Here is a 25,213-nt window from a genome sequence, read left to right as displayed (position 1 = left end):
ACAAAGGTCTGGCTGCCTGTGGATACGTTACGACGCATCAACATCAAATTGGAAATTTATATATCCCAAAAAATAGATGAATTCTATAATGCTAGTAATTTTTTACACAAAATTATCACAGTACAGGCAACAACTGCAGAAATATCAATTGAAATAAATGGAATTATAATATTAAAATTATGATAAATTTAATTTTTTGAATAAAAACTGTAGACTGAATAGATTTATATTAGTATACTGTTAAATGGGAGGTGATCATATGAAAAAAACATATAGAAAGCCACAAATTAAAAAAATGGGTGATTTTCTTAAGCTAACCCTTGGCCCGCACGTATCCGGTATTACTGATGGGGCCTATGTTAGTGATGGTGCCTATAACCCAAAAGCCGGATAGGCAATCGTTTACTAACGAGGGAGACGCTATTAGGCTCTTACCTGATAGCGTCTTTATTATCTATGGCTGGACTACCAAATACTCTTCGAGTTACGGATGGTGAAAGAATGCAGTGGTTTTGTGGAACGATCAAAAAGAAAAACCATGCTCAAGTTCCCATGCCTTACCATGGAAAGAATATAGGAGACGAATCAAACCCTCTCTGGATTTGTGGGGAATGGAAGTCTGGGGAAGTTAGAACCTTTGTCCATCAGGATAAAACGTTGTACGTGATCGGCCACTGTTTTGCTAACGATCAAGAAATTGAGGTTTTATTTCAAAAAAGCGAGAATGAATCCCACTATGGAAAATTAATGAAATTCAATGGAAATTATCATCTTATTATTCAAGAGCGGGAAAAGCTTTTTATTTATGGTGATGTTGTAGGCTTACGCCCTATTTATTATATAGAAATGGAGAACTATATCGTTTTTTCCTCTTCCAGTCTGCCTCTCCAGCAATTGATTCAGGCGAAATTAAATTCTGCTTGGATCGCAATGCGTTTGATTTGTCCGGGAGCGATCCCTGGTGTCGTAAGGAACCAAGGCCCCTATAAGGGTATACAACTACTGGAACCGGGTTGCTTTTTAACCCTATCTAAAGACCAACTCAATCAAACAAGGTATTGGTCCGCTCCCGAGGCAATAGGGAGTTGCCAAGAGAATGCTCCGCTATTTCGAGAGAGACTTCTTTCTTCATTAAGAGAGAGACTAGCCTGGACCTCTCGAATAAGCAGCAATCTTAGTGGGGGGATGGATTCGACCAGCCTGGCCGTTCTTACTGCCAAGCTGCTTGAAGAACAAAATCAAAAACTGTACGCATTTACGCAAGTGACAAAAGTGGAAACTGAAGATGCTTTCTATGCCAAAGAGGTGGTTAAGGAATCAAGCAACATCCACCATGTTTTGATGGATCAAGAAGCAGATCCATATGATAATATTACAGAATTCCTGCCTTTAACAGATGAACCTGTCCCCATTGGTAATATTGAGCAGATAAAATTATTTATTCAGCGGGTTCATGCCCTTGGTTCAGAGATCCATCTCGATGGCGGGGGTGGAGATAACGTTCTCTGTGCCCCTTATGCCTACTTAGCCGACTTAATAAAACAAGGGAAATACAAAACATTCCTTAGTCATGCTTATGCTTGGGCACGGCTTTCGGCGGTTTCTCCACTCACAACGATCAGGCGTATATATACCTTTAGCCGTTTATCCTATCCCGGATGGCTACAGCAACAAATAAAGATATTAGAGAACGGAACAACCGCAAATTCCACAGCAGGATGGTTTGAACCTCCATCTACTGCTGCCTGGTTTAGCAAGCAGTCGCATGAAATGGTCACTGAACTTCTCAGACAATCGGCAAGCCAAGTCTCTGAATCTCTGCCTAAAATGCCCGGTACTTTTGCAACCGTAGCGGGTATGCAGTGTATGGGCCGCTATTTGCGGAATATCCAGCAACTGATCCACCATTATGGCATTCATTATTCTTATCCATATTTTGATCAAGCCATCGTGGATATCTGTTTGGCCACGAGAGCAGAAGAACGGATGACTCCCTATGCGTTCAAGCCATTACTTGTCCAGGCCCTTCAGCAAGACCTTCCCGATGTCTTATTAAAGAGAAGATCCAAAGGGAGTTATTCTGGCGATTATTACAAGGGGATGCGGAAGAACCTCTCGGCAATCCAACAATTTTTTCAATCTTCTCGATTGCACGAAATGGGGTTAATCGATGCAAAGATGATGATACAGGAGATTGAAACCCCTACAAATGATTTGGGTTCATCTTTACAAAAGATCATACAGGTGATGTCAGTAGAGGCCTGGTTACAAAATATCGAAGCGAATCAGCCAACTTTTTGGTCCGAAGAAGCAGTGCCACTTTCGATATCAACTTAGAAAAGGGTGAGGATCATAGCTGCTTATCTAGTACCCGATCATATCCAAATAACGTTTTCTGAAGAGAGCGGAATCTTATTGGATACAAAGAAAAATGAGTATTACGTGCTTAATGAGAGTGCAATGGTCTTTTTTCGTTATTTGGTTAAAGTAGGCTCACTGGAATCTGCAAAAAAACTTGTAGCTGAATATTACGGATATGAAGGCGAAGATTTACATGCCGATTTGGATGAATTATTGCATGAGTTAGTTCATCTGGGCTTCCTTCAACAAAAATAGGAGCTGGTGAGATATTTATGGGAGTAAAAATGGCACTTGATCCCCGGACAAATAAAGGAAGTTGGACGCAAGATATCATGAGTAGTGTTTCACTTGTGACCGCGGTCATACTCATGCGCTGTTGTTCCTTATATCGAATCGAGAAACTCTTGCGCCGATTTAAGAAAGGCTGTACCCGGGAGATGAGTATGCAAGAAGCAGAGAAAGTGTGGGAATCAATCCGCAAATGTAGTGTACTGCTCTTTTTTACTCGGGTTGCATGCTTAGAAACATCACTTGCTTTTATGATTTGTGCACTATTAAAACGGAGGAAAGCAGAGTGGTGTATTGGAGTAACCATCGGGGTATTTGAATCTCATGCATGGATAGAAGTAGCAGGGGTTCCTGTGCGAGAGCCGGATTATGTGATGAATCAAATGAAGAAAATTCTAGTGGTTTAACCACTGGATCAGTCATTTCTCGTTACTGCCCTAAAACAACGAGTGTATATTTTTTCATAAGGATGCGGGACATGAAAGAAATTTATCACACCCTTTCATCACAGGTCAAAAGAGTAAGGAGACTCCAAGAACGTTGGGGTTCCTTTTTTTCATATGTATTTCGTTATCCACGTGCAGTGATCACTATATTCCTTTTAACCTTACTTGCTCAGTTGGCATCATTGCTCGTGCCTTTTTCTATCCAATTCTTTGTCGACCATTTATGGGCTAGCGGAAAAATAGACTGGTTACATTTACTGGGTATGGGGGTCTTCATTTTATTCGCCTCTCATCTGCTTATTTCTTATGTACGGGTTTCTGGGACAGTATCCTTACAGGCAAAGATTAGTTTAAACTTATCGGGAGATTTCCTCCATCATCTCCTCAACTTACCCTATCCTGCTCTCGAAAAACGTGCCTCTGGCGATTTAGCGGCACGATTTAATAACATTACAGCTGCTCGAGAAATTCTAGCCAATCATGGGGCTGCTTTAATATTAGATTTAATGATGTGTTTAGTCTATTCTATCGCTATGTTTTTCTACTCAGTGAAACTGGCGGGTATCACCATCGTGATTGCTGCCATTCAGATGATGATCACGGCTCTGTTTGTCCCTGCCACCCAAAGACGAACAAAAGAAGAATTAAAAACCTATTCGGAAACACAAAGTTATTTAGTAGAAGTGTTGCGGTCCATGTTGTTGGTGAAATCTAATAGTTTGGAAGATACCGTTTTTAACGGTTGGTTTCAACGTTTTACCAGGCAAATCAAAGCGTTTACCAGTCGATATCAATTAAGCGGATGCTTAAATAGTATGATCCAGAGTATCCAGCTGGTAACCCCGCTATTGTTACTCTGGTTAGGGGCAAAAGAGGTGATGGCGCAGCAGATGACCATTGGTTCTCTGGTCGCTTTGATTGCTTTGGCTACCTCTTTTTTGATACCCATCGGCTCTTTAACCAGCAGTATTCAATCGCTGCAGTTTCTCGGCGGTATATTTGAACGATTACAAGAGATTTTCGGAGAAAAAGTGGAACAGATCCCACCTGGTGCTGTGGAACGCGGTCACTTTGGGCAACCATTAAGAATGGAGAGAGTAACGTTTTCTTACCAGCCAAATGGACCACCTGTCTTGAACCAGGTCTCTTTTCATCTCAACCCCGGTGAAAAAATTGCATTAGTGGGAGCAACAGGTAGTGGAAAAACAACCATTCTAAAGCTAATTCTTGGATTGTATAAACCTACACAAGGTTCCGTCACTCTGGGAGGAATTCCCTTAACTGAGCTTAATATATACCAATATCGACAACAAATCGGAGTCGTTCTACAGGAAACCTTTTTATTTAATGATACCATTGCAAAAAATATTGCGTTCTTTCAGGAAGTATCACAGGAAGATGTGGAATGGGCGGCAAAAACAGCACTCTTGCATGAGGAAATTGTCAAAATGCCAGAGGGTTACAATACAGTCATCGGAGAGAACGGGCAAAATCTATCAGGGGGGCAACGACAACGTTTGGCGATTGCCCGGGCATTATATCGGAAGCCAGCTCTGCTTATTTTGGACGAAGCTACGAGTCAACTGGATACCATCACCGAACAAAAGCTGCATGAACAATTAGACTCTCATCAAATTACAAGAATTGTTATTGCACATCGTCTTTTTACTATTCAGGATGCAAACCGGATTTTTGTGATAAAGGAAGGGAGAGTAAAAGAGGAAGGCACACACCAGGAGCTAATAGAATGGGGGGGAATCTATAAGGAATTGTGGGAGAGACACACGCAACAAGTTGAAAACGCACGGTATTCTACAGTAACTTCAAGCAAAAGCTAAACGTCAAAGGGCGCTCTTCAGCAGTTGTAGAACCGTAATATAAACCTAAACCGAAAATAGAAAATTTTCCGCCCGCCTATTGTCCTCTAACCAGGCTAATAACAAAAAGATGCGTAGTCTTTATGAAAAAACACAGAGAAAACGATCAAATATGTGAAAGTACCTAGACTCATAAATAGGGCCTTCGGTTCAATGCCGAAGGCTTATTACATGACTATTTGGAACCGATTGAAGGTAGGTCTTCATCATCATCCCCCATGTTTGACAAATTAAAAACTCAAAGGGGTTCGTTGAAAGGAACGATGAAGACGTGGGAACAAACAACTTAAAATGCATTATAAAATTCATCTTCCCTGTCCAAAGAAAAATCAATTACCTGAATATATCCATTGTAGGTGGATCTTCATCATCATCGCCCATGTTTGACAAACTAAGCTCAAAAGGGTTTGTTAAAAGGGACGATGAATACCCGGAAACGAACAATTTAAAAAACTTCATAAATTTCGACCTCGCTTTTTATGGATAGTTCAACTTCCAGCCGGTACTTTTTTAAAAGGCAATCTTGAAGATCATTTGTCTTACCCATCTTATCAAAACAGTGGGCCAATTTCAATAAAGCCGTATGTTGCCTGTGTTTGTAACTGTCTGTTTCGAGGATTTTTTCTGACTCTTGATAATAGGGCAGGGCTTCGGGATACTGTTCCTGAATAAGATGAACATTTCCTCTTACAATTAATGCTTTTGCCAAACGAGACGCTTCTGTAATTTCTCGTGCGATTTGAATTGCTTCTTCAAGGTGTACAGTTGCCTGATGCCAATCATTTTTTGCATTGAACAGGATACCCAGGTAAGTGTGTGCATCCACATGCCTGCGCGGATATTCACACTCATGATCAGCAGTAAGAACTAACTTGAAGCGATCATACGCTTTATCGAAATCTCCTTGTGTTAGATAGATACTTCCTAAAATAATTAATAAATCGAGATAACGATTTTGAGAGCCGATACTGGTTGCAATTTCAATCCCCTCAAGACAACACCGGAGGGCTTCCTCGTACATATTCTGATTGCGTAAGATCATCGATCTGTACTTGTAAAAATCAAGTAAGGCATAGTTGGTTTTGTCAATCTTTGATTTTTGCGGCCATACTTCATATAAGATTGAAGTGGCTTGATCGTATTGTGAGGAATCCCACAAGTATTGCATTTTATTTGATAATAACTTGTACTTGATACCTTTTCCTTTTTTAGCTTCATCATATGCGGCTAAACCTTGATCAATGTAGTTGATAGCTTGATCCAAATCATTTAGAAAATAGCTGCAAGCAGCTAATCCATTATATGATGCCGCGATAATGTTGTCTTCAGGATGAAGAGAATATTGACTGCAGACTTGGATGGCGTGATTGTATTTCTTTTTTGCCTTTTGATATCTCTTCTTTGCATCTCTGTCTCTTTGAATAGTGAGTCCTTTCAAATAAAGTGCCAAGGGGGCAAGCGGATGAAAGTCCTCAATTTGGTACTTTGCCAGTTCACATTTGGCTGTTTCAATGTATCCGGTTTCAATCATTCTTTCAATCTGCTTCAGTTGAAATTTCAACTCTTTGATTTCTTCTGTGGCTTCGGCAGTTAATTTTTTCAATTCTTTTTTTGTCATGTCTAAGGTACGCAGATAAAGATTGAGAGTTTCTTCTTTTACATTCTCGCCCTTTTCTATGTAACTTGATGTAGATGATGGGAAATGATGATTAACCTCTATGTCTGTCAAATTCCACCCCTTCTCTGTAATTCTCCTTCTCCTGACGACATAACGGGCAATTTCGTTATCCAATTTGACCTTTTTCTCCGACATCCAAACACCTCGCATTGATTTATAGCATTCATCATATACGGAATAGATGGAAGTATCAAACTATTATCCGTCCAAGCTTCAACTTGGAAAAAGTTGACCTAAAAGAGCTGAAAGACTCGTACAATCGTTTGGCTGTCCATGAAATGGCCTGTCCTTCCAAGAAAAAACTTGCGGAAAAATAATATTGAGAAAATTTTAATTTTCATACTATAATTTAACCATACAAGGTCAGATCTTGCAATTTGTTTTTGGTGTTGCTCTGCGTTTGAATACCCCTTTTTAAGGAGGTTAAAAAATTGTTGAAAATTCAAGTGGAGGGACAAGCCGATCAAGTTTATCCCTTGTTGCGTGGTCTTCAAGTATACCCGCACATTGAATTGATCACGCATCAGGCCGAAGAGTTTGGGGAAGACAGGACAGCTCCTGTTACTTGCAGCATCAGGTTTCATTCAAGCCGCAGCATGAAGATGATACAGCTTAGAACAGCAGAAGGGACGGAAATTCATATTCCCATGTTGAGTTTGGTGGAAGCCGAAATCAAGGATGGAATCACAATTTTTTCCGGTACAGTCTCCGATATTTTTTCACCGGAGAGAATGGGAGGGAAAGAAGTTGGAGAAAAAAAAGAGCTTGACGCAAAGTGAACTGACCGGTCAAGTCGTTTATGTAATGGCAAAGCTGGGCTATTCCCGGTTGCAGATCGAAGAGGTATTCAGAGAGCTTCGACACGCATTCAATGTCACATGCAAAAGTTATGTTTTTGATGCCAGCCTGACAGCGGGGCGGGTAGACCGAAAAAATTTATTGCCCACCATTGATACACAAAAAAAGAATCCCAACAAAGGGACTCCATAAACAAAAAAACAGTTTACGATCATTATACCATTCTCTTGCAAAAAGGGAGAGCGCAATGGGATACACTCAAGGGATTCGCAACTGGCTCGGCCATCGTCCGCATCTCCTTGTTGGAGCCCATGTACTTGTCATCAATGAAAAAGATCAACTGCTTCTGCAACAGGGTGCTGAAGGTTCGTGGGTATTGCCGGGTGGCCTTTTGATCAGGGGGGAAACGTTGGAAGATACCGCCCGCCGTCAGGTGTATGAACAAACGGGATTAGTGATTGGTGATCTTCATCTCGTCCGTGTTTTCTCCGGAGAGAAGTGCCGGGTCACAAACGAAGATCAAAAATATATTGTCGCTACAGTCTACGTAACCCGTGATATTCTGGGGAATGTCCAGGGATATGGAACGGAATTTAAAAAAGTGCACTACTTTGATTTCACCAAACTCCCCAAAAACATTGATCTGAGATTTCAGGATTTTATTGAGGCTTATCAACAACTCATGCTTCAAGGTTCATTGAGTAAATTGTTTTAAATCCATTTCTACCTGGTTATTTCATCCCCCATATGATTACACTGGTAATCAACCGGAATGAAACGGGGGATTGCAATGTATCAGAAAATCGTTTGCACTGGGTTTATTTATCATCAGGGAAAGACACTGATTGTTTAAAGGTTTTTAAAAGAAACTTTTTTGCCCGGTTACTACGAATTGCCCGGTGGCCAGGTTAACTTCGGTGAAGACCCAAATGATGCATTGAGACGTGACTTTTACGAAGAAGTGAATTTGAAAATAACAGTTCCACCCGAAATGGTTAACCGCTGACAAACTCGCTGCCCTGTATAAGGGCGAAAAAATATGTTTGAATATTACGTTATAAACAATTTGAGCAGTATTAGCCGCTTTTTGCGTTCTTCTTTAGAGAGGGACGCTTTTTTATTTCCGGCTGTAGGCCTGTCGCTGTAATTTTTAGTCACTATGCTGGCCCCTTCCCCTTGATGATTAATAACACTCGTTATTGTGTGATAAGTTAGATATGATATAAATAAGGACCGGTTGTCTCTAAAAACGAAGTAAAGGGGACGTGGCTATGCTCAGGGAAGAGAAGCTGGACACCAGTCAGGACATCCGCTTTGTGATTATGGAGATGTTGTTCGCATTGGTCCTCACGATTCTGTTTGTTTTTATCAAGAATAACTATTCTGTTCACTGTGAGGGGGAAGCAAAGGCTGCCATTGCTTTCTTTGGTCTCGTTCTCTTCATTGGTCCCTTGCTTTTGCTGTTTTTCATTTTCATTATGGTGATGTTGCGCCGGCTGGCCAACAAAAAATTAAACATGAGAGGTATCAAGGTATTTGTACTTGTGATTGTTTCTCAAGTGTTCGCTTTTGTACTGATCGGGGGAAATACGTTTTATCAAGCTAAATCATGTACCCAGACCGGATCATACGGACAGGAAGATACCGGATTTCTCACCAGAAAGGAACCAAGATGAAACTGCATACTGAACCATATCTTGAACAAAAAATGCGCTGGCCGGCTGATGGGAAACGGATTGGCCACGGCCAAAAAGCTTGGAATACAGCAGGAAGAGCTATGTTGACCGTAAGCCAGCATAGCTCTTTTTCATTAGCCGCCGATATAAGACATTTCAATTTTTTCCCCTTTTTGCTTCCCGGTTTGCAGGGAGCGATCTTCTGAATAGCGGTCTGTTCGCTGCTGCCAGATTTCTTCGATCAGTTGTTTGATGCTCTCATCGGAAGCTCCGGATCGCAGCGGATCAACCAGGTTTGTGCCTGTGGAGGCGAACAGGCAGGTATATAAGTATCCGTCTGAAGATAAACGCGCCCGTGTACAGGAGGAACAGAAAGGGGCGGTAATGGAGGAGATAACACCAAATTCCTCGTCAGAGCCCTGATAACGGAAACGGGAAGCCACTTCGCCAAAGTAGTTGGGTTTCATCGGTTCAACCGGCATTTCATGATGGATTCGGCTTACAATCTCTTCCATGGAGATCACCTGTTTCAGGTTCCAGCCATTGCTGTTGCCGACATCCATAAACTCAATAAAGCGCAAAATATGTCCGCTTCCCCGGAAATGGCGGGCGATGGATACAATCTCCCCGTCATTGACTCCTTTCATCACAACCATATTTATTTTTACCCGCAGGCCGGCACGGGCTGCCGCTTCAATTCCTTCCAAAACCTGTTCCACTCTGTATTTGCGTGAGTTGAGACGGGTGAACAGATCGTTGTTCAGGGTATCCAGACTTACATTAATTCGTTCGAGACCGGCCTTTTTGAGGAGAGTTGCCTGCTTTTTTAACAAAACACCGTTGGTGGTAAGGGCGATATCCTTGACGGAAGGGATGGAGGCAATCATGCGAATCAGTTGGGGAAGATCTTTTCTCAACAGCGGCTCTCCACCGGTAATGCGGATCTTTGTCACACCGAGGCTGGAAAAAATACGTACCAGACGAGTGATTTCCTCAAAAGTGAGCAGTTTCTCCCTGGGCAAAAAGGGGTAATCCGGTCCGTACATTTCTTCCGGCATACAGTACCGGCAACGAAAGTTGCAGCGGTCTGTAACCGAAATACGCAAATCGTGAAGGGGCCGTCCCAAAGCGTCTGTCAACTTTTTTTCCACTGTAAACCCCCTTTCTGCTATGGAGAGCTTTGTATCTGTGGATTATCCACCGCTGACCGGCGGGATGAAAGCGATCTCGTCGCCTGTGTTGACCATCGTTTCCCCGGTTGCGTACTCCTGGTTGACAGCGATCAGGCAAGATTGAAGATCAGACTGAAACTGGGGATACAACTTGATGACCCGCTGGCGAAGCTCTGCAGCTGTCAAGTCCGTTTCTGCTGGTATTTCCAGCGATCTGCCCAGTTTCTCTCCCAAGTCAGCGAAACAGAGAACTTTTATTTTGCTTTCCATGTGCTCACCTCTTTTCTAACAACAATTTCCCACCCAGTAAGATCCGTCTTCTCCGTACTCCTTTTTCCAGATCGGCACAAACTGTTTAATCTGTTCAATGGCATAACGGCAACCCTCGAAAGAGGCTTTGCGATGGGGGGCGGATACAACAATGGCTACAGCCACCTCTCCGATCTCCAGCCGTCCGGTCCGGTGCACCATGGCGATTTTGGCGCAATCATATTGTTCCAGGACTTTATTTCCAATCTCTTTCATTTTCTTCTCAGCCATTTCCTCATAGGCTTCATACTCCAGATATAATGTTTTCTTTCCGTTGGTCAGCTCGCGCACGGTTCCCATAAAGGTGCATATGGCTCCGCAATTTCGATCTTCAACCAGGCTGATGAGAGGTTGAAGTTCAATTTTCTCTTTTGTAACCGCAACATGGTTCAAGTTTGCTCACTCCCATTGATCAAGCAAAAATTCAGCCAGTCCGTCTGTTTGGCCGGCCGGCCAGACAGGAAGCCGGATATTTGTCAGCGGGACCGGGGAGACAACGGCAATCACATTTGTCAGCTGTTGCAATAATTGTGTATCATCAACATTTCTGATCAACAGAACTTTGGGATATTTTTCTTGTTTAAACCCTTCAACCAGAATCACATCAACATCGTCCATCCCGGAAACCAGCTCGTCAAGCGAAGCCGGCTTTTGTTTAAAAACAGCTGTTTTTTTGGTTGAGGTGATGGCGACTGTGTGGGCCCCGGCCGCAGTGTGTTTCCAGGTATCCGTCCCGGCTGTATCCCATTGAAAATCATGGCTGTCATGTTTGACGGTGCCAACCCGAAGCCCTTTCTCTGCCAGTTGTCCGATCAGATGGCAGATCAGCGTTGTTTTGCCCGAATTTTTATAGCCGACCACTTGCACGATTCGCCGCTGCAAACCAATCATTCCCTCCCTTTTACCGGAATGGCTTTGACCATCTGGCCGGCAGATACCCCGCGGCCGCCGGGGGGTACGATGATTAAACAATCTGCGTCCTTAATGGTTAATGTAATGCTCGACTTTTCGATTCCGGCTGGTTTGACAAACACTTTTCCGTCCTTCACCTCACGGATGCCCCGGACAAACCGGGTAAAGGGACTGGGCTTGGGAAAGTCCTCGGCCATGGTTGCCGTAAAAACGGCCAGATCATGAGTGGTCTTTCCCTGCATTCCCTGTAAAACGGGCCGGATAAACAGCTCAAAGCCGACGAAACAAGCCCCCGGATTACCGGAAAGGGCAAATAAAAACGTGTCGTTCCGGACGCCGACCGTTGTGGGGCTGCCGGGCCGCATCGCCAGTTTATTAAAAAGCATCTTCCCGTCCCAGTGTTCAAAAATATCCACGAGAATATCATAATCTCCGACTGAGACGCCGCCTGTGCTGATCACAAGGTCTGCATCGTCAAAGGCGTTAAGGATTGCCGTCCGGGCCCTGTCCACATCATCGGGCAGTGTTTCCCGGATCAGGGGCAGTCCTCCTGCTTCGCGAACCAGACTGGCCAGCATGTGGCTGTTGCTATTCCGGATCTTGCCGGGCTCAAGAGGGGACTCGATGCTTAGCAATTCAGAGCCGGTGGCAAAAATAGCTACTCTGGGCTGCCGGTAAACTTTAACCGTATGACAGCCAAACGTAGCAAGAACAGCCACCTCGCCGGCATTGATTTTCCGCCCTCCACGGAGCAGAAGCGTACCCTGTTTCACTTCCGAACCGGCGGGGGCAATATTTTGTCCCGGTGAGATTTCACGTTGCAGGGACATAAAAACGGTTCCGTCCTTTTCTGCCGTCTGGGTCATCTCCAGCATGACAACGGCATCAGCACCGTCCGGAACAGCAGCACCAGTCATAATGCGTGAAGCAGTGCCCGGCTTTACTTCCTGTTGGGGAACGACGCCGCAGGGAATGGTTTCAATTACTTTAAACCAGACCGGGTTTTCCCTTGAGGCCCCTTTGGTATCAGCCGAGCGAATGGCAAATCCGTCCATTCCTGAACGGTGAAAATGGGGAAGATCCACATTTGCGTAAATATCCTCTGCCAGATAACGGCCGAAACTCTGTTGTAAAGTTACGGTTTCCGTCTGCCCCGCCCGAATGTACGGTTGGATTCTTTTTTGGGCTTCCTCTACTTTTACCACTTCCCGATCAAACCGCATATTCAACCCCCCAGGTGTAAGATGTTTAAGAATGACTTACATTTTTGGTTAATACCTCAAGTGCATGAGGGAGAACATCGGCAATGGCGGCAAAACACTCCTCTACCCCTTTGGGGCTTCCGGGAAGGTTTACAATCAGTGTCTGATTGCGAATACCGGCAACAGCACGGGACAAAATTGCAAATTTTGTTTGTGATGCCGTCGCCGCCCGCATCGCTTCACACAGGCCGGGAGCTTCCCTGTGAATAACAGCCCGGGTCGCTTCCGGAGTTACATCCCGCACAGCAAACCCGGTTCCGCCTGTTGTCAGTATTAGGTCACATCCTGCTTGGTCTGCCAGCTGTATTAAGGTTTGTTCAATTTGCTGCTGTTCATCCGGGATCACTTTATACTCTGTTACCTGCCAGTTTTGGCATAACCGAATCAACAGCTGACCGCTGGAATCCTCTCTGTCTCCGTTCGCACAACGGTCGCTCACTGTTACGATTCCCACTTTCCAAGACACGGCTTCCGCTCATCCTTTCTCCAGGCTGGTTGACCAGTTTCCGCTTTTTCCGCCGGTTTTTTGCAGCAAATAAGTAGGGCCGATCACCATTTCCGGGTCAATCGCTTTACACATATCATAGATGGTCAGCGCCGCCGCACTTGCTGCTGTCAATGCCTCCATCTCCACACCGGTTACGCCCTTTGTTTTAACAGTAGCTTTTATTTCAATTGTATCTTCGGCCGTTTTTTTAAATTGCAGGTCTACTCCGGTCGTAAAAATGGGATGGCACATAGGAATAATCTCCGCCGTTTTTTTGGCTGCCATCACACCGGCGATCTGGGCGACAGCCAGTACGTCGCCTTTGGATATTTTTCCTTGCTCGATGGTTTCAAGAGTTGCCGGTTGCATGACAACCCTGCTTTTTGCAACAGCCATCCGCTCCGTTTCCTGTTTGTGGGTCACGTCCACCATCCGGGCCCGTTGTTGCTCATTAAAGTGTGTAAGCATCGTTTCATCCCTTCAGCAATCCATTTAAACCAATCTTAAGTTTGGGTTGGTAAATAAAAATGATTGAAGGAACATAAGATTCTATGTTTAAATGATGGATAATATGTCTCAATCATGACATAAAATTCGCACCAATACAATCATGTCTGTCTTCAAGAAAATGATTGGAGAGGGGGATCATTCAGGGAGTTTGACAGGGATGTTTGGGGAGTTGAAGAGAATGACCGGAGTCATTTTGGCAGGCGGCAAAAACAGGCGGATGAACGGCAAAATAAAAGCTTTGCTAACCTTTGGCGGAGAAACCCTGCTTCAGCGGCAAATAAGGGAAATGAAGCCGGTATGTGACGAGCTTTTTCTGGTCACCAATCAGCCTGAGCATTTCACTCCTTTGATCGGAGGGGAAGTTCAGTTGATTGGAGATGATATCCCGGCGAAAGGGCCGCTGAGCGGGATGCACGCGGCTTTTTCCAGAGCGGGCCATCGGGATGTATGGGTGGTTGGCTGTGATATGCCCTTCATTTCCGGCGCGGTTGCGCAGGCATTGGCGGACTGCAAGCACCGCCGCAATTGTGACGCCGTGGTCCCTGTCATCGACGGACGGCTGCACCCGCTTCACGGCGTATACAGCAGAGAGTGCGCGGATGTCATTGTGGAGTTGCTGCGGAAGGATTTCTGCCAGGTAAAACAATTTTTGCAAAAGATTGATTGGCAAACAGCTGATAACTCTTTTTTCCTGAAGCGGGGGTTTGACTTGCACTTTGTCCTCAATGTGAACACACCGGAGCAATATGAAAAAGCTCTGGCATTATTCAAGAACAAACTGAAAGAACAGCAGCTTTCCCGGCGGACCGATCATAATCTCCCGCCGATTTGATGTTCCGGACAGGAGTGAGTTTCAGGAGTGGGAAAAAAAGAAGCGATGTTTAATGAAATTGTCCGAAAAGTAAGGAAGGAGCATTTTGGCAAAGGCCCGGAAAGCATACGGACCACTTTTGTGGATAATATGGCAGTTTCAGTTTTGCATGGAAACTTGACTCCGACTGAAAAATTTATTGCGCAAACGCCACAGGGATCTGACATGGTCCATTTAGCCCGAACCAAAATGATCCAACAGGTTTACGCGGAAAAGGTGCCTGACGGCATGGAAGAAGTGGTGGGAGCCAAGTTGCTCTATTTATTTTCAGATATCAAAGTTGAAGAGGATATGGCTGTATCTGTGTTTATTTTTGACAGAAAAATAGACGATAAATAATCAATTCTATGATAGGATGATCAGATTTTATTTTGACAAATTTACGACAATATCTTAATATGAAACTATATGGTCAATAAATGGGTTTCGTTTATTGGCTATAGATGAAAACGCTTGCCTCACTGGTACTTCTATAACGGTTGTAGAAGTATTCATCCGGCATAAAACAACCTCTGGTATATCTTGAGATTGTTTTATGCCGGATTTATTTATGTGGCTGACTTCTTTACTCTCGTAATGACAGGGATCGATTGATGGAAAAATGATCAGGGAAAAGGAGCAAAAAAATGCAAAAGGTTAAAAACCGCTGGCTGATTGCACTCGCATCTGTAGGGATTCATATCTCCATCGGTTCGGTTTATGCCTGGAGTGTATTTACCAAACCATTGATGAAAGAATTTGGATGGGATACAAAGCAGGTGTCACTGACCTTTAGTCTTGCCATTCTGTTTTTGGGTCTGTCAGCAGCTTTTCTGGGCCATTTCGTGGAAAAGCACGGTCCCAGGAAGGCAGGAACCCTGGCGGCGATCTTTTTTGGGGTTGGCATGGTGGGTTCCGGTTTGGCGATCAACCTGGAATCGCTTTCCTTGCTATATGTGTTTTATGGTATCCTGGGCGGAATTGGACTGGGAGTCGGTTATATCACCCCGGTCTCCTCACTGGTAAAATGGTTTCCTGACCGGCGCGGCCTTGCAACGGGGCTGGCGATTATGGGCTTCGGATTTGCCTCTCTGATCAGCAGTCCGATCATGGCTCGCCTGATCATATCAACGGGTATTGCAAATACATTTTTTATTCTCGGCATCATCTATTTTGCCATTATGTTTGCCTCGGCCCAGTATCTGTCTCCGCCGCCGGAAGGCTGGGCTCCTGCGGGTTTGAAAGAAAAACAAAAGTCGGGCGGGCTGAAAATCAAACAGGATCTGTCCGAGTTAACTGCTAACGAAGCGGTCAAAACAAAGCGTTTCTGGTATCTGTGGCTAATGCTTTTCATTAATGTCACTTGCGGGATTGCCATCCTCGCGGTAGCTTCCCCGATGGCACAGGAGATTGCCGGAATGACTCCGCTCGCGGCGGCTACCATGGTCGGTCTGCTGGGCTTATTCAACGGGCTGGGGCGAATCGGTTGGGCTTCATTGTCTGACTATATCGGCAGGCCCAATACGTATACGGCATTTTTCGTTATTCAGATTATCGCCTATTTCCTGTTGCCTGCCTCCACAAACGCTGTTCTTTTCCAGATTCTGCTTTTCCTTATCCTGACCTGCTACGGCGGGGGATTTGCTTCGATTCCTGCTTATATCGGGGATTTGTTCGGAACGAAACAACTGGGCGCCATTCATGGCTACATTCTTACTGCCTGGTCGGCTGCCGGTCTTGCCGGACCGATCTTTGCCGCCTGGGTACGGGATACAACCAAAAGTTATGTAGGAACTTTGTATGTGTTTGGCGTGCTGTTTATCATCGCGTTTATTGTTTCGCTGGTAATTCGTCTGGATATTAAGAAGTTACGAGCTCTCAATCAAACAAAATCAATAGATCCTGAGATGATTGCCTTTAAAAAATAAAAAAACAAACCCTTCCAGTCAGGCGAAGGGTTCTGTGATCCGCTCCGGGTGGGTATAGACGTTGCATGTATTCCCCCGGATAAAGCCGACGACAGTAATGCCGAGCTCATCGGCCATTTTCAGCGCCAGATCGGTGGGAGCCGATTTGGACAAAATGATTCCAACTCCGATTTTGGCTGTCTTCAGCAGAACTTCGGATGAAATGCGGCCGCTGAAAACGATCAGCTTATCATGCAGGGGAATCCGGTTTCTCATCCAATGGCCATAGATTTTATCCAGTGTATTGTGTCTGCCGATATCAGTCCGGGAGATCAGGATGGAGTTTTTGTCGCACAGGGCTGCATTGTGAACCCCGCCGGTGGCCTGGAAGTAAGATGAACTCTGTTGCAGCAGGCGCATGAGATGAAAGCATTGCTCCACGGATATATGCGTTTTGCTCACGACCGTTTTGGCCGTTGTTACATCATTGTAAAAGTAAAAAGATTGCCTGCTTTTGCCGCAGCATGATCCGATAAATCGCTTTGAGTAAAATTCCTTGCCGACCGGTTGTTGATTCTTTAGTTCCACATAGGCGAAACCGCGTTTCTCATCTATGGTTACAGATTTTATTTCATCGGGAAGGCGAAGGACGCCCTCTGCAGCCAGAAAGCCGATAGCCATATCTTCCAAATCGGTCGGCGTACACACCAGTGTGGCAAATTCCTCTCCGTTTACAACGATGGTAAGAGGATACTCTGATACAATTTCATCTTCCTGTTTGTTGAGGGAAGTACCATCATATTTGAGAATCTTCCGGTTTGCTGTTACTTCCATTTCTGATCCCTCTCTATTTGCTGTAGATTTTTATTGTGATATTTCTACTATTTTCATTATATAACAATTATATGCTACATTTCTAAAATGACGTAACAGATTGGTCATTTGGCAGACAGTGAACCCCAAAAACCAGCGAACCGTGAAATCCTCTTTATCAATTGGCGAAAGGGGGGATTTTACGGGCTTTTTATTGCACTTTCATGGAAAACTCTCATGACCTGCGAGACAACCCTGGGATGAAAGTTTTATCATGCCGGGGAGGCAGATTTCTGGGGAGCGACCTTTTGGCGACCTACCCAGCGGAAAAAAACGGAACAAGAAAAAAGCAAGGCAATTTTGCCTCTTTTTGCCGAGCCCCTTGTGCAGTTTTTGGAGCGGCCATCCCTACTTCTTCGCTGGGCGCCGATCGGGAGCGAGACAGAATTCTGCCCTCCCCCTTTGACATAAAAAAGGAGTGAGTTTAGTGGGAAAGACAAAACATACAGGCCCCATTCGCCTTCCAAAACTTCCGGACCCCGGCCTGTGGGTAAGTCCGGTACCCTTTGGACTCGGAAAAGTAAAACCGCATCATATCCGGGATACCCTTAAGGTTGCCTGGGAGAACCGGGACCAATTTTCTTACGCTGTCCGCATTTTGACTCAGGGGGTATGTGACGGTTGTGCTCTTGGTGTTGCCGGCTTGTACGATCAGACTTTAACTGGTCCGCATCTGTGTACAACACGGTTAAATGTACTCCGTTTAAACACCATGCCGGAGATGAAACCGGATGTGATTCACGCCGATATCGACGAACTGCGCAACATGGACAGTACCACCCTCAGAAAATTGGGACGGATTCCGTATCCCTTGCTGCGCAGGCCGGGTGAACGGAAATTTACCCGGATTTCGTGGGATAAAGCCCTGGAAATAATCGCCGGGAAAATCAAGCAGATTGATCCCAAACAGATGGCCTTTTACTTAACCTCCCGCGGAACCCCGAATGAATCTTACTATATGGCTGCAAAAGTGGCGCGTTTCCTGGGTACCAACAATATTGACAATGCTTCCCGCATTTGCCATTCCCCTTCCAAAACAGCATTAAAACGGTCTGTGGGTATTGGTGCTTCCAGCTGTAATTACAAAGACTGGATCGGCACTGATGTCCTTGTTTTCTGGGGGAGCGTTGCCGCAAACAACCAGCCGGTCTCCACCAAATATATGTACGCCGCCAAACGCAAGGGGACAAAAATTATTGTCATCAATCCCTACCATGAGCCCGCGATGGATCAGTACTGGGTCCCATCCATTCCCGAGTCGGCTCTGTTTGGAACCAAGATTGCCGATGATTTCTATCAGGTGAATATTGGCGGCGACATCGCCTTTATGAACGGAGTTATGAAACATTGGTTTGAAATGGAGGAACAAGAGCCCGGCTCTGCGATTAACCATGCGTTTGTGCAGGAACATGTGAACGGATATCAGGAATTGAAAGCACATGTGATGAAGTTTGACTGGGAGATGCTTGAAAAATCGTCCGGCCTGTCACGGGAGCGAATGTCTGAATTTGCGCGGCTGCTTGCCGGAGCAAACTCGGCCGTGTTTGTCTGGTCCATGGGGTTGACACAGCACCGGTTTGGTACCGACAATATCTCGCAAGTGGCAAATCTGGCGCTGTTACGGGGTTTTTTGGGCCGCGAGCATTGCGGATTAATGCCGATTCGCGGACATTCCGGTGTTCAGGGATCTGGAGAAATGGGAGCTGATCCGTTCAGCCTTCCAGGAGGAGATTTTAAAGGGGCTGATATAGAACGGGTCGAAAAAGTCTGGGGGTTTGACCTGCCGAAGTGGCAGGGGGATATTGTCGGGGTGACACTGGAAAATGCACTTCTTCCCGAAGACCACGAACGAAAGCTGAAGCTTTTCTATACTTCGGGCGGTAATTTCCTGGAGACGATGCCAGATCCGGATTTTGTGAAACAAACCCTGGAAAGTGTTGATATCCGGGTCCACCAGGACATTATTTTTAACAACTCCACCTTTGTTGACGCCAAAGAGGCTGTGATTGTACTGCCCGCGATGACCCGCTATGAAATTCCGGGCGGTGTCACCTCAACCTCAACAGAACGGATGGTCTACTTCTCGCCCGAAATCAAGGGCCCCCGGATTGCCGAAGCCCGCCCGGAATGGGAAATCTACCGGGATCTTGCCGCCCGTGTGAAACCGGAGCAAAAGCATTTGATCTGGTTTAATAACACGCAGGAAATCCGGGATGAAATCGCCGTGGCAGCTCCCAATTATGAGGGAATTCAACATTTGCAAAAGCAAGGCGATGTCTTCCAATGGGGAGGTGCATGGCTGTGTGAAGGCGGTGTTTGCCCGACGCCGGACGGCCGGGGCAATCTGATCCCCATAGAATTACCTGAGTTGCGAAAGCCGGAAGGGCATTTTTATCTCACCACCCGCCGCGGAAAACAATTTAACTCCATGATTTACAGCGAGACTGACCCGTTTAACAATGCGGACCGGTATGATGTCCTGATCCATGCCGAAGACGCGGCAAAGCTGAACATCAAGGAAGATGACCCCATCGTTCTCTATAATATCCACGGAACTTTCCACGGACGGGCCAAATTTGAAAATGTGAAACCCGGAAATATTGAGGTACACTGGCCGGAAGGAAATGTCCTGATTCCCAAAAGCGTGTATGAGCAGTATGCCGGCATTCCGGAATACAACGCGGCGGTGATTGTGGAAAAAGCAGAAACGTTCCACGCTTTAAAAGATACCAAGTATGTGGAAAAACGGATTGAAGAGCTTGAAACAGAGGTGCAATAGACCCATTGATGTATGTGCTTGTGCGCGATTATGCAGGCTGTTCCGGTTAACTGTCACTGATACGATGTAACTGTAAAGAGCTATGTTGCTATAATCGGGGCAACATAGCTCTTTTCTTTGTTGTGGCCGCTTACCTGCGGTAGACAACACACAGCTTATTTTGTACTTGCAATGAGCTTTTCTTTGATATCTGGCTGCTCCATCAGTTTTATGAAGTGAGCCAAAGCAGGAGTTTGTTGTACATCGTTTCGTTGGATAAAAACAGTTGTTGCACGACTGTAATCAGAGGGGACAGAATGAAGTCTGGTTTCTCCTCTTCTATATTCCTGAGCAACCAAACGCGATACCAAGGCTACCCCTAATCCTGCTTTGACACATCCAATCAGGCCGTCCAGAGTACTGAACTCCATCCGCTTAACGGGACGAACCCCCTCTGCTCTTAACCAGTTCTCCAATATCGCCCGATAGCAGCAACCTGTATTAAAAACCAGAATGGTCTGGTCTTGAAGATCACTGGCAGACGAAATAGGTCCATGATGAGGAGATGAGATCAAAACTAATTCTTCTTCCATAAAAACAGATGATCTTAAATCCGGATGATTCACAGGCCCCACCACAAAAGCACCATCTAATTCATAACGGAGAACCTGCTCAATTAATTGTTCTGAAGAAGCCGTTGTCAGCGATACATCTACATCCGGACAGCTGTGGTGATACTCTATTAATAATGCGGGAAGATGGATGGAAGCTGTGGATTCTGTGGATCCCAGTTTCAAAGGACCCTGGGGCATAAGAAACGCATTTTCCGCCTCTCTCACCAATTGCAAAATTCGGTCTGCGTAATGAATAAGGATTCTGCCCGCGGGAGTTAACGTCATTCCTTTTCCATTGCGGTAAAATAACTTGGTTTTCAGCTTCTTTTCCAGCCGGGTAATCCGAGTTGTGACATTGGATTGTACGTAGTTTAATTCTTCGGCTGCTTTGGTCACACTCTTATGACGGGCCACTGACTGGAAAAATTGCAGGTCACGAACATCCACCAATTCCACCACCATATCAAAAAAATTGATTTATTATATTTATATTAATTATTTTACATGATACCAAATGGCTTTTACACTATAACCAGGGAGGAGGGGAACATGATAATATTCTCCAAACAAAGAAATTTTCGTTGGGTTGTATTAGGATTGGCTACTTTGGCTCAGGCATTGGCCACATTTGTAACCTATGGAGTGGGGCCTTTGGCAGCCATTTGGCAACAGAAATTTTCGCTGTCGCAAACCCAGGTGGGATTGCTTATTTCCGTTGTAAACATTGGACCTCTTTTGTCCATGCTGTTTATTGGCCGTGCATTAGATCGGTATGGAGAACGTTGGATCATTGGAATCGGATCTATACTGCTCGGAATCACCATGGGATTGGCTTCTTTTTTAAGCAGTTATGGAGCTTTGCTATTTCTTCTGTTTTTGGTTGGAATCCATTATGGAACGGCACAACCAGGAGGCAGCAAAGTCGTGGTAAAGTGGTTTGATTTGACACAGAGAGGGCTCGCCATGGGAATTCGCCAAGCGGGCATCCCGATTGGAGGTGCCATGGCCGGGTGGTTCATTCCGTTGATCAGTACCCGATATCATTGGCCGGCTGCAGTAGTGTTGCAAGCTATTTTAGCGATTGCAGGCGGTTTGGCATTCCTTACTGTTTACCGGGATCCGGCTGGGGAACACAAAAAAGCAATAGAAAATTACCGCTTGTGGAATGAATTAAAGAATCTATTCCGGCAAAAACAGCTATATCCACTCCTTTTTGCAGGGTATATCCTTGTCTCCCTGCAAATGGTCTTGGTCGCACACTTGATGATTTTTTTAAAAAGTACAATGAAGGATATCACGCTGGTTTTAGCGGGGCAAATGTTGTCTGTTTGCTTATTGTTTGGAATGCTCGGTCGCATTATTTTAGCCTGGCTCAGTGACAAGGTTTGGAAAGGGGATCGGATTAGACCGCTTGTGCTCTCTATTTCAGCATCAGGGATCGGATTGATGGTTTTGTCAGTTTTACCCCGGGAAACACCGATCTGGTCATCGTTTATCCTTTGTGCCTGGATGGGCTTCTTTGGGATCGGTTGGTACAGTTTATTCATTGTGGAAGTTGCAGAAAAATCCAGCCAACACACGATTGGGCTGACAGTAAGCTATGCATTAACAATGAATCAGGCAGCGATTATTACCTCTCCAATTTTATTTGGGTTGCTCGTAGACTGGCTAAACTCTTATTTTATTTCATGGATGTTATTAGCCGTACTTTTATCGGTTAGTGGCATTTGGCTTTGGAGTGCTTACTCCAAAAAAGAAGCGAAAGACAATCGATCCGTTACAAGTTGAAAGTTTTAACCCTCTATTAGGAGGGATTTTCGGCGGATATATTAAGTGTGAAACAATGTTATCGGAAAAATATTCGTAAAATCATTCCGTGGAGCCGTATATTTCCGAATACACGAAATCAAACAGGAGATCAAGAGATTCCTCCTTTTTTTGTGTGGAAACAAAGTCCGGACAATCTATGAGCAGCAGAATAAGATCCAGTGACTATTTCTACTATTTGCGCTATCGGATTCGTTATACTACAATATAATTAAATATTAGTTATACAGGAGTTGAACATATTTGTGCTATGAAACGGAAATAGATGATGCCCCAGCATATGAATTGGTGGTCAGCTTATACGCTTATATTCATAAAAAAACCCATCGCTACCTGGACCTGGGCTCTTCATGGATCAAAGAAACGGCCAAGCGGCTCACCCCTAAACTGGTGGCGGAGTTGGAAGATGAACGCTTTGAAGTATTGCACCGGCTTAATCTTTTAATCTGGCAATGTCCGGGCAAACGCACCCCTGAAGAGTTGCTGCAGTGGCTGGACCAATTGCCCGTCAGTGAAATCTACGAACGGATGGTTCCCTGGGTCAACACGTTTAACGAAGAGTTGGGGGTGATCCGCGACCGGATGGTTTACATTTTAGACCAGTGGAATCAACAGTACTTTCAGCATTTTCCCTCTTCTCTTCTGGTTGAACTAAAAAGAGATGCCCAGGAAAAGCGCTTGTTGTTAAAGGGGATGAACATGCCTGATTTCTCGGAACAGGTGACCCATGGTGTAGTGATTGAGCCTTCCCGTGATATCAAAAAGATTTTATTTGTTCCGCAATACCACTGTGCCCCGATGACGATCACTGACACTTTTAACGGGCTGATTACCTGTCAGTACCCCCTGCAGCGGGACACAAATACTCAGGATGAGCCTCCCCTTTCCCTGATGCGCATGATCACGGGTTATGCCGATAAGAATCGGCTGAACATGCTCCGCTTTATTGCACAGAGACCGAGAAGCTTTACGGAAATAGCCACCCATACCGGTTTAGCGAAAAGCAATGTTCACTATCACTTGCGAACATTGCGTTATGCGGGGCTGATCCGTACGCATTATGCGGGAGGAAAGTATGACCGGTACAGCTTGAGAGAACAGGCATTGCATTCCTTACAAAAAGAGTTGCACTCATACATCAGAGGGGAAACAAAATGAAGGGTTTTTTGCGGGAATTTCACCCTATTGTATCTGTCTTATTGTTTGGCAATGTTTTTATAAACTTATTTAAATCCATGTCATATCCGTATTTCGCCATTTATCTGGCAGGGCGAACAGAGCTGGACATTAAAGTGATTGGCCTTGTGATCGGAATTGGAGCGTTTACAGGAATCATAGGTAGCTTTTGGGGCGGATATGTATCTGATGTCATCGGACGCAGGAAGATGATGCTTCTGTCGCTGTTGATTTCCGGGGTTGTCTATATGGGGTATACCTGGATCAAATCTGAATATCTGATTGTTATTTTCATTATCATAGGCGGTTTTTTTATCTCTCTGTTTGAACCGGTTTCAAAAGCTCTCATCAGCGATATGACTCCGCCGGATAAACGCTTGCGCGCTTTTTCCTACCGTTATACCGGAACCAATATCGGTTATGCAGTGGGCCCGCTTTTAGGCTCGTTCATGGGTATTACCGGAAACGCCATGCCCTTTCTCCTGATGGCTATTGCTTATTTCATTTATTTGCTGATCCTCCAGGTTTTACTCAAAATCTTTGGCATACAAAAGATCGAAGAAGAGTCAATAGAACAGATTCATTTAAAGCAAGTCTGGAAAGCGATTCGGTCGGATTTCGCCTTACAGTATTTTATAGCCGGGGGGATTTTAAGCACCATTGTGTACGGACTCTGGTCTGTTCCCCTGTCTATTTATTTAACAAATCAAGTGGAACAAGGCGAAAAGCTGTTTTCGATTCTGCTTAGTGTAAACGCGGCGACTGTTATCTTTCTGCAACCTCTTTTAGCCAGAAAAATGGAGAAAATCTCTCCCTTTCTCCTGATCATGGCCGGGAGTGCTTTGTTTGCTTTGGGTGAGATTGGCTTTGGCATGACTGCGATGTGGTGGGTGTTTATCTTTTCAATGCTCATATTTTCAATCGGGGAAATTCTGGTGATTCCGTCTGAATATATGCTGATTGATCAAATTACCCCCAACGGAATGCGCGGATCATACTACGGGGCGCAGAGTTTTATTGGGTTGGGGCTGGTCATCGGACCCTGGTTAAGCAACCTGATTCTTGACCTGTTTGGTGCAAAAACCATGTTTTTGATTATGGCCTTCATTGCCATTAGCAGTATTCTGTTTTATTGGCGGGGAATGCACCATTCTAAAATGAACTTAAGGAATCATCCGTTGCAAAAAGCGAAAGCGACCCGATAGCAAATGGATGTTACCTATGATTCCCGTCTATGATTTCGGAGTGGTGCCAGCCAGATCACTTTCATCTCAGGTGGTACCGCCAAGTCATGAGGTTTTCTGTGAATGGAAAAAGAAAAGCCGGTGTAGTGTGAACTGATACCCTCTATGTAGACAGGTAAATTAAAGCCTTTAAAGAACTTGTCTTCATAGGGGGGATTTTTATGTCCAAAAAAGGGTCACGTCACAGG

At 44.9% G+C, this 25,213-nt stretch carries 27 protein-coding genes; 17 read left to right on the top strand and 10 right to left on the bottom strand.

From position 1 onward, the window contains the following. The first annotated feature begins 259 nt into the window (after positions 1-259). The 5 genes from I8U27_RS20950 to I8U27_RS07570 all read left to right on the top strand — a co-directional run bounded on the left by I8U27_RS20950 (position 260) and on the right by I8U27_RS07570 (position 4,933). The gene (locus tag I8U27_RS20950) at positions 260-394 is read left to right on the top strand and encodes a hypothetical protein (protein WP_258567742.1); all 135 of its coding nucleotides are present in this window, start codon (positions 260-262) and stop codon (positions 392-394) included. 107 nt (positions 395-501) lie between these two features. Continuing rightward, positions 502-2,337 carry an albusnodin/ikarugamycin family macrolactam cyclase gene (locus tag I8U27_RS07585; protein WP_181751067.1) on the top strand — a complete coding sequence of 612 codons (1,836 nt, stop codon included), beginning with the start codon at positions 502-504 and terminating at the stop codon, positions 2,335-2,337. A gap of 78 nt (positions 2,338-2,415) precedes the next feature. Continuing rightward, positions 2,416-2,616, top strand: a complete 201-nt coding sequence (locus I8U27_RS07580; protein WP_181751066.1) for a PqqD family protein — start codon at positions 2,416-2,418, stop codon at positions 2,614-2,616. A gap of 17 nt (positions 2,617-2,633) precedes the next feature. Continuing rightward, positions 2,634-3,056: a lasso peptide biosynthesis B2 protein gene (locus tag I8U27_RS07575; RefSeq protein ID WP_181751065.1), complete on the top strand. Its 423-nt coding sequence runs from the start codon at positions 2,634-2,636 to the stop codon at positions 3,054-3,056. A gap of 71 nt (positions 3,057-3,127) precedes the next feature. Continuing rightward, on the top strand, positions 3,128-4,933 hold the full coding sequence (locus I8U27_RS07570; protein WP_181751064.1) for a peptidase domain-containing ABC transporter: 1,806 nt from the start codon (positions 3,128-3,130) through the stop codon (positions 4,931-4,933). Between the two features lie 484 nt (positions 4,934-5,417). On the opposite strand, the gene I8U27_RS07565 is transcribed toward I8U27_RS07570, so the two are convergent. After that, positions 5,418-6,764, bottom strand: a complete 1,347-nt coding sequence (locus I8U27_RS07565) for a tetratricopeptide repeat protein (protein ID WP_181751063.1) — start codon at positions 6,762-6,764, stop codon at positions 5,418-5,420. 317 nt (positions 6,765-7,081) lie between these two features. Here I8U27_RS07565 and I8U27_RS07560 point away from each other — a divergent pair, with 317 nt between their 5' ends. The 5 genes from I8U27_RS07560 (at position 7,082) to I8U27_RS07540 (ending at position 9,124) form a co-directional block, all read left to right on the top strand. Continuing rightward, positions 7,082-7,429 (top strand): hypothetical protein, encoded by a 348-nt coding sequence (locus tag I8U27_RS07560; RefSeq protein ID WP_181751062.1) that lies wholly within the window; start codon positions 7,082-7,084, stop codon positions 7,427-7,429. Continuing rightward, positions 7,398-7,640, top strand: a complete 243-nt coding sequence (locus tag I8U27_RS07555; protein WP_181751061.1) for a hypothetical protein — start codon at positions 7,398-7,400, stop codon at positions 7,638-7,640. The genes I8U27_RS07560 and I8U27_RS07555 overlap by 32 nt, the downstream gene beginning before the upstream one ends. Before the next feature lie 55 nt (positions 7,641-7,695). Beyond that, positions 7,696-8,163, top strand: a complete 468-nt coding sequence (locus I8U27_RS07550) for an NUDIX domain-containing protein (protein ID WP_181751060.1) — start codon at positions 7,696-7,698, stop codon at positions 8,161-8,163. 159 nt (positions 8,164-8,322) lie between these two features. Then, positions 8,323-8,454 (top strand): NUDIX domain-containing protein, encoded by a 132-nt coding sequence (locus I8U27_RS21310; protein WP_181751059.1) that lies wholly within the window; start codon positions 8,323-8,325, stop codon positions 8,452-8,454. Between the two features lie 265 nt (positions 8,455-8,719). Further along, entirely contained in the window at positions 8,720-9,124 is a 405-nt protein-coding gene (locus tag I8U27_RS07540; RefSeq protein WP_181751058.1) for a hypothetical protein, read from the top strand. Between the two features lie 134 nt (positions 9,125-9,258). Here I8U27_RS07540 and moaA read toward each other — a convergent pair whose 3' ends face one another. From moaA to moaC, 7 genes are read right to left on the bottom strand one after another with little or no spacing between them, the layout of a single operon-like run. After that, the gene (gene moaA, locus I8U27_RS07535; protein WP_181751057.1) at positions 9,259-10,275 is read right to left on the bottom strand and encodes a GTP 3',8-cyclase MoaA; all 1,017 of its coding nucleotides are present in this window, start codon (positions 10,273-10,275) and stop codon (positions 9,259-9,261) included. Between the two features lie 42 nt (positions 10,276-10,317). Further along, positions 10,318-10,566 carry a molybdopterin converting factor subunit 1 gene (gene moaD / locus I8U27_RS07530; RefSeq protein WP_181751056.1) on the bottom strand — a complete coding sequence of 83 codons (249 nt, stop codon included), beginning with the start codon at positions 10,564-10,566 and terminating at the stop codon, positions 10,318-10,320. A 15-nt stretch (positions 10,567-10,581) separates the two neighbouring features. Beyond that, positions 10,582-10,998, bottom strand: a complete 417-nt coding sequence (locus tag I8U27_RS07525) for a molybdenum cofactor biosynthesis protein MoaE (protein ID WP_181751055.1) — start codon at positions 10,996-10,998, stop codon at positions 10,582-10,584. 6 nt (positions 10,999-11,004) lie between these two features. Beyond that, positions 11,005-11,487: a molybdopterin-guanine dinucleotide biosynthesis protein B gene (gene mobB / locus I8U27_RS07520; protein WP_232345306.1), complete on the bottom strand. Its 483-nt coding sequence runs from the start codon at positions 11,485-11,487 to the stop codon at positions 11,005-11,007. Between the two features lie 5 nt (positions 11,488-11,492). Further along, positions 11,493-12,740, bottom strand: coding sequence for a molybdopterin molybdotransferase MoeA (locus I8U27_RS07515; protein WP_181751053.1), 1,248 nt, complete (start codon positions 12,738-12,740; stop codon positions 11,493-11,495). Positions 12,741-12,765: 25 nt separating this feature from the next. Beyond that, positions 12,766-13,245, bottom strand: coding sequence for a molybdopterin adenylyltransferase (gene mog / locus I8U27_RS07510; RefSeq protein WP_181751052.1), 480 nt, complete (start codon positions 13,243-13,245; stop codon positions 12,766-12,768). Positions 13,246-13,254: 9 nt separating this feature from the next. Further along, positions 13,255-13,734, bottom strand: coding sequence for a cyclic pyranopterin monophosphate synthase MoaC (moaC, locus tag I8U27_RS07505; protein ID WP_181751051.1), 480 nt, complete (start codon positions 13,732-13,734; stop codon positions 13,255-13,257). A 220-nt stretch (positions 13,735-13,954) separates the two neighbouring features. Between moaC and mobA the strand changes: the two genes are divergently transcribed. From mobA to I8U27_RS07490, 3 genes are all read left to right on the top strand, one after another. Continuing rightward, positions 13,955-14,608, top strand: coding sequence for a molybdenum cofactor guanylyltransferase (gene mobA / locus I8U27_RS07500; protein WP_181751050.1), 654 nt, complete (start codon positions 13,955-13,957; stop codon positions 14,606-14,608). A 27-nt stretch (positions 14,609-14,635) separates the two neighbouring features. Next, a complete protein-coding gene (locus I8U27_RS07495; protein WP_181751049.1) occupies positions 14,636-14,986 on the top strand; it encodes a DUF2294 domain-containing protein in 351 nt (116 codons plus the stop codon). 287 nt (positions 14,987-15,273) lie between these two features. Continuing rightward, positions 15,274-16,554 carry an L-lactate MFS transporter gene (locus tag I8U27_RS07490; RefSeq protein ID WP_181751048.1) on the top strand — a complete coding sequence of 427 codons (1,281 nt, stop codon included), beginning with the start codon at positions 15,274-15,276 and terminating at the stop codon, positions 16,552-16,554. Between the two features lie 18 nt (positions 16,555-16,572). Here the strand turns inward: I8U27_RS07490 and fdhD are convergent, their stop codons facing one another. Beyond that, complete coding sequence (fdhD, locus tag I8U27_RS07485; protein ID WP_181751047.1) at positions 16,573-17,367, bottom strand: formate dehydrogenase accessory sulfurtransferase FdhD; 795 nt, start codon at positions 17,365-17,367, stop codon at positions 16,573-16,575. Between the two features lie 466 nt (positions 17,368-17,833). On the opposite strand from fdhD, the gene I8U27_RS07480 reads away from it, so the two are divergent. After that, on the top strand, positions 17,834-20,185 hold the full coding sequence (locus I8U27_RS07480; RefSeq protein WP_181751046.1) for an FdhF/YdeP family oxidoreductase: 2,352 nt from the start codon (positions 17,834-17,836) through the stop codon (positions 20,183-20,185). Positions 20,186-20,340: 155 nt separating this feature from the next. Here I8U27_RS07480 and I8U27_RS07475 read toward each other — a convergent pair whose 3' ends face one another. Continuing rightward, entirely contained in the window at positions 20,341-21,225 is an 885-nt protein-coding gene (locus I8U27_RS07475) for a LysR family transcriptional regulator (protein WP_181751045.1), read from the bottom strand. Positions 21,226-21,327: 102 nt separating this feature from the next. Between I8U27_RS07475 and I8U27_RS07470 the strand changes: the two genes are divergently transcribed. The 3 genes from I8U27_RS07470 (at position 21,328) to I8U27_RS07460 (ending at position 24,986) form a co-directional block, all read left to right on the top strand. Further along, positions 21,328-22,566 carry an MFS transporter gene (locus I8U27_RS07470; protein WP_181751044.1) on the top strand — a complete coding sequence of 413 codons (1,239 nt, stop codon included), beginning with the start codon at positions 21,328-21,330 and terminating at the stop codon, positions 22,564-22,566. Positions 22,567-22,848: 282 nt separating this feature from the next. Beyond that, the gene (locus I8U27_RS07465; protein WP_181751043.1) at positions 22,849-23,763 is read left to right on the top strand and encodes an ArsR/SmtB family transcription factor; all 915 of its coding nucleotides are present in this window, start codon (positions 22,849-22,851) and stop codon (positions 23,761-23,763) included. Then, positions 23,760-24,986 carry an MDR family MFS transporter gene (locus I8U27_RS07460; RefSeq protein ID WP_181751042.1) on the top strand — a complete coding sequence of 409 codons (1,227 nt, stop codon included), beginning with the start codon at positions 23,760-23,762 and terminating at the stop codon, positions 24,984-24,986. The genes I8U27_RS07465 and I8U27_RS07460 overlap by 4 nt, the downstream gene beginning before the upstream one ends. The last annotated feature ends 227 nt before the right edge of the window (positions 24,987-25,213 follow it).

Origin of the sequence: Paenactinomyces guangxiensis (assembly GCF_016055185.1) — a bacterium.
In the GTDB taxonomy this organism is placed as follows: domain Bacteria; phylum Bacillota; class Bacilli; order Thermoactinomycetales; family Thermoactinomycetaceae; genus Paenactinomyces; species Paenactinomyces guangxiensis.
This window is presented reverse-complemented; position numbering and strand designations above follow the sequence as displayed.

Bases quoted from the DNA above. Each gene is read 5' to 3' on its own strand.
- I8U27_RS07570 (WP_181751064.1), top strand. From the start codon at position 3,128: ATGAAAGAAATTTATCACACCCTTTCATCACAGGTCAAAAGAGTAAGG.
- I8U27_RS07490 (WP_181751048.1), top strand. From the start codon at position 15,274: ATGCAAAAGGTTAAAAACCGCTGGCTGATTGCACTCGCATCTGTAGGG.
- I8U27_RS07460 (WP_181751042.1), top strand. From the start codon at position 23,760: ATGAAGGGTTTTTTGCGGGAATTTCACCCTATTGTATCTGTCTTATTG.
- I8U27_RS07585 (WP_181751067.1), top strand. From the start codon at position 502: ATGCAGTGGTTTTGTGGAACGATCAAAAAGAAAAACCATGCTCAAGTT.
- I8U27_RS07470 (WP_181751044.1), top strand. From the start codon at position 21,328: ATGATAATATTCTCCAAACAAAGAAATTTTCGTTGGGTTGTATTAGGA.
- mobA (WP_181751050.1), top strand. From the start codon at position 13,955: ATGACCGGAGTCATTTTGGCAGGCGGCAAAAACAGGCGGATGAACGGC.
- I8U27_RS07550 (WP_181751060.1), top strand. From the start codon at position 7,696: ATGGGATACACTCAAGGGATTCGCAACTGGCTCGGCCATCGTCCGCAT.
- moaC (WP_181751051.1), bottom strand. From the start codon at position 13,734: ATGCTTACACACTTTAATGAGCAACAACGGGCCCGGATGGTGGACGTG.
- I8U27_RS20950 (WP_258567742.1), top strand. From the start codon at position 260: ATGAAAAAAACATATAGAAAGCCACAAATTAAAAAAATGGGTGATTTT.
- fdhD (WP_181751047.1), bottom strand. From the start codon at position 17,367: ATGGAAGTAACAGCAAACCGGAAGATTCTCAAATATGATGGTACTTCC.
- I8U27_RS07575 (WP_181751065.1), top strand. From the start codon at position 2,634: ATGGGAGTAAAAATGGCACTTGATCCCCGGACAAATAAAGGAAGTTGG.
- moaD (WP_181751056.1), bottom strand. From the start codon at position 10,566: ATGGAAAGCAAAATAAAAGTTCTCTGTTTCGCTGACTTGGGAGAGAAA.
- I8U27_RS07540 (WP_181751058.1), top strand. From the start codon at position 8,720: ATGCTCAGGGAAGAGAAGCTGGACACCAGTCAGGACATCCGCTTTGTG.
- I8U27_RS07515 (WP_181751053.1), bottom strand. From the start codon at position 12,740: ATGCGGTTTGATCGGGAAGTGGTAAAAGTAGAGGAAGCCCAAAAAAGA.